Consider the following 2,855-nt stretch of genomic DNA (forward strand, 5'->3'; position numbering starts at 1 on the left):
AGAGCAGCCTGTCCTGGCTGCCGGACCTGGAATTGCTGGGCGCGTTCCTGGCCTGCGCGCTGCCGCTCTGCCCGCTGGCCGCCGGCGCCGGCCTGCGCGCCGCCGTCGAATAAAGGCGAGGGCGCGGCCCCCCTTTGTTTATCAATGACCCCAATCCATTGATAAACAGATGGTTTCCAAAGGCACCGCCTTTGGTGGGGTTCGGGGCAAAGCCCCGAAAAAGAGCCCGGGCAACCAAAAAAGCAAAAGGGGCATCCCCAATGCGGGGCGCCCCTTTTATACGGTGCCTGTCCGGGTCCGGACGGGCTTAGATGTAATGCTCGCCCAGCGGCGCGAAGCCGTTGAAGCGGGTCGAGCAATAGGTCGAGACATAGGCCCCGGTGGACAGCAGTTCGATCCGGTCGCCGCAGGCCAGGTCCAGCGGCAGGGCGTAGGGCGCCTTCTCGTACAGGATGTCCGCGCCGTCGCAGGTCGGGCCGGCGATCGCCACCCGCCCCGTCGGTCCGCCGTCATGCGGCGTGCGGATGCCGTAGCGGATCGACTCGCCCTCGGTCTCGGCCAGGCCGCCGAAGCGGCCGATATCCAGATAGACCCACCGCACGTCGTCCTTCAGGCCGCGCCGGGTCACCAACACCACCTCGGCCGACACCACGCCGGCGTCGCCGACGATGAACCGGCCCGGCTCGACGATCATTTCCGGCAGGTCGTTGCCGAAATGCGCGGTCATCGCGTGGCTGATCGCCAGCGCGAACTGGTCGATCTCGGGCACGTCGTCGCGATAGCGGATCGGGAAGCCGCCGCCCAGATTGACCATGCGCACGTTCAGCCCGGCATCGGCCAGGTCGGTGAACAGCATGCCGACCCGCGCGATCGCCGCTTCGTATGCGTCCGTGGTGGTCTGCTGGCTGCCGACATGGAACGACAGGCCGTACGGGTCCAGGCCGAGGTCGCGGGCGCGCAGCATCAGGTCGCGCGCGCTTTCGACCGTGGTGCCGAACTTGCGCGACAGCGGCCATTCCGCCCCTGCATTCTCGACGATCAGGCGGCAATAGACGCGCGATCCCGGAGCGTGGCGGGCCAGCTTCTCCAGTTCTTCGTGGCTGTCGAACGCGTACATCGTCACCCCGGCCGCGTAGGCGGCGGCGATGGCCGACACTTTCTTGACCGTGTTGCCGAACGAGATGTCGCGCGCATCCGCGCCGGCATCCAGGCACATGCGGATCTCTTCCCACGACGCGGCGTCGAAGGCCGAGCCCAGCGATACCAGCCGGCGCAGGATCGCATCCGCCGGATTGGCCTTCACCGCATAATAGATGCGCGCCAGCGGCAGCGCCGTGCGCAGCGACTGATAACGGGCCTCGACGCGATCGACATCGACGACGAGGCATGGCGTCGCAGGAGCCTGCTCGGCCAGGAAACGGGCGATTTTGGGAGTCATCGCACCCAAATCCCTTCTGTGAAATCCATCCGGGAACTTGGCCGGACAGGCGTTGCGAAACGGTCTAACGGACCAGCGACCAAGACTGGGCCCCGCGAGGGGATCCCGATTGCCAGAACGCTTGACGTCGTTGCGTAACCTCAGAGGGCCAGTGGCACGTGCGTTGTTGCGTGGGGAGCGCATATGAGGGTAATCCGTTTGCGACGCAACAGAAAAATCGTCGCTTTTCCATATTTCTTCGTAATGTGGGACCTAGGCCGATCGTCGCCGCCCCTGTCCCCGACCATGGCCCCCGCCTCTCGCCTGTTCCGGGCCGCCGCCCCGATGGAGCCTGCCCGATGGAGCCTGCCCAATGGAGCCTGTTTGACCCCCTCGCCGCCGGATGACCCGTACCGCCCGAACGCAGATGCGCTGAAGGCCCGCACCGCAGCCGCCCCGTTGCTGCACCGGCTGCGCCAAACCTGGCGGCCCGTGCTGCGCCGCATGCTGGGCAACCTGGTGGACGACAAGATCGGCCTGGCGGCGGCGGGCTGCGCGTTCTACGCCACCCTGTCGCTGTTTCCGGCGATCAGCACGCTGATTTCGATCTACGGGCTGGTATTCGACCCGCAGACGGTCGAGCCGCAGCTCAACATCCTGCGCAACCTTCTGCCGCCATCGGCCTTCGCGCTGATCGGCGAACGGATCCACACGCTGGTCGCCGAATCCCATTCCGCGCTGACCCTCAACCTGATCCTGTCCACTGCGCTGGCCCTGTGGTCGGCCTCGGCGGCCACGCGCTCGCTCATCACCGCCGTCAATATCGCCTATGACACGCGTGAGACGCGCAGTTTCCTGCGTTTCCAACTGATGGCGCTGGCCATGACGCTGTTCGCGATCCTGGGCGCCGTGCTGGCGCTGGCGCTGCTGGTCGCGCTGCCGGTGCTGGTCGATTTTCTGCCCGACCTGCTGGGCATCGCACCGCCCCCCTGGTCGGTCGGCCTGGCGGTCGAAACCGGGGGGCCGGCACTGATGCTGCTGTTCGTGCTCGCGGCCTGCGCCATGCTGTACCGGCTGGGACCGTCCCGCCGGATCGCCCACTGGGTCTGCATCCTGCCCGGCTCCTGCGCCGCGACGCTGCTGTGGATCGTTTCCTCGATCGGGTTTTCGTACTATGTCAGCGCCATCGCCAGCTACAACGCCACCTATGGTCCGCTGGGCGCGGTGGTGGCGACGATGATGTGGTTCTTCGTGTCGGCCTACGTCATCCTGCTGGGCGCGGAGCTGAATTCGGGCATCGAGGCCGAGATGGGCCTGCGCCCCGATGACGGCGCCCCCGATACCGGCCGGCGCCAATCCACATCGCCCTGAAGCGCGGCGGGACGGCCGAAGAAAAAGCCGTCAGCGGCGATGCCCGGCGCGGCGCGGCGTGCCGGGG

The 2,855-nt window shown here is 67.1% G+C and carries 2 protein-coding genes and 1 pseudogene; 2 read left to right on the forward strand and 1 reads right to left on the reverse strand.

Features of this window, described 5'->3' with window-relative positions; genetic code table 11:
• Positions 1-113: pseudogene (locus tag HUK84_RS23690) on the forward strand (heme exporter protein CcmB); the annotation flags it as partial.
• 194 nt (positions 114-307) lie between these two features.
• Here the strand turns inward: HUK84_RS23690 and HUK84_RS14195 are convergent.
• On the reverse strand, positions 308-1,438 hold the full coding sequence (locus HUK84_RS14195; protein WP_176640872.1) for a type III PLP-dependent enzyme: 1,131 nt from the start codon (positions 1,436-1,438) through the stop codon (positions 308-310).
• Positions 1,439-1,723: 285 nt separating this feature from the next.
• Here HUK84_RS14195 and HUK84_RS14200 point away from each other — a divergent pair, with 285 nt between their 5' ends.
• Positions 1,724-2,788: a YihY/virulence factor BrkB family protein gene (locus HUK84_RS14200; RefSeq protein WP_246285694.1), complete on the forward strand. Its 1,065-nt coding sequence runs from the start codon at positions 1,724-1,726 to the stop codon at positions 2,786-2,788.
• Positions 2,789-2,855: the final 67 nt, after the last annotated feature.

The organism is Nguyenibacter vanlangensis, assembly GCF_013376155.1.
In the GTDB taxonomy this organism is placed as follows: domain Bacteria; phylum Pseudomonadota; class Alphaproteobacteria; order Acetobacterales; family Acetobacteraceae; genus Gluconacetobacter; species Gluconacetobacter vanlangensis.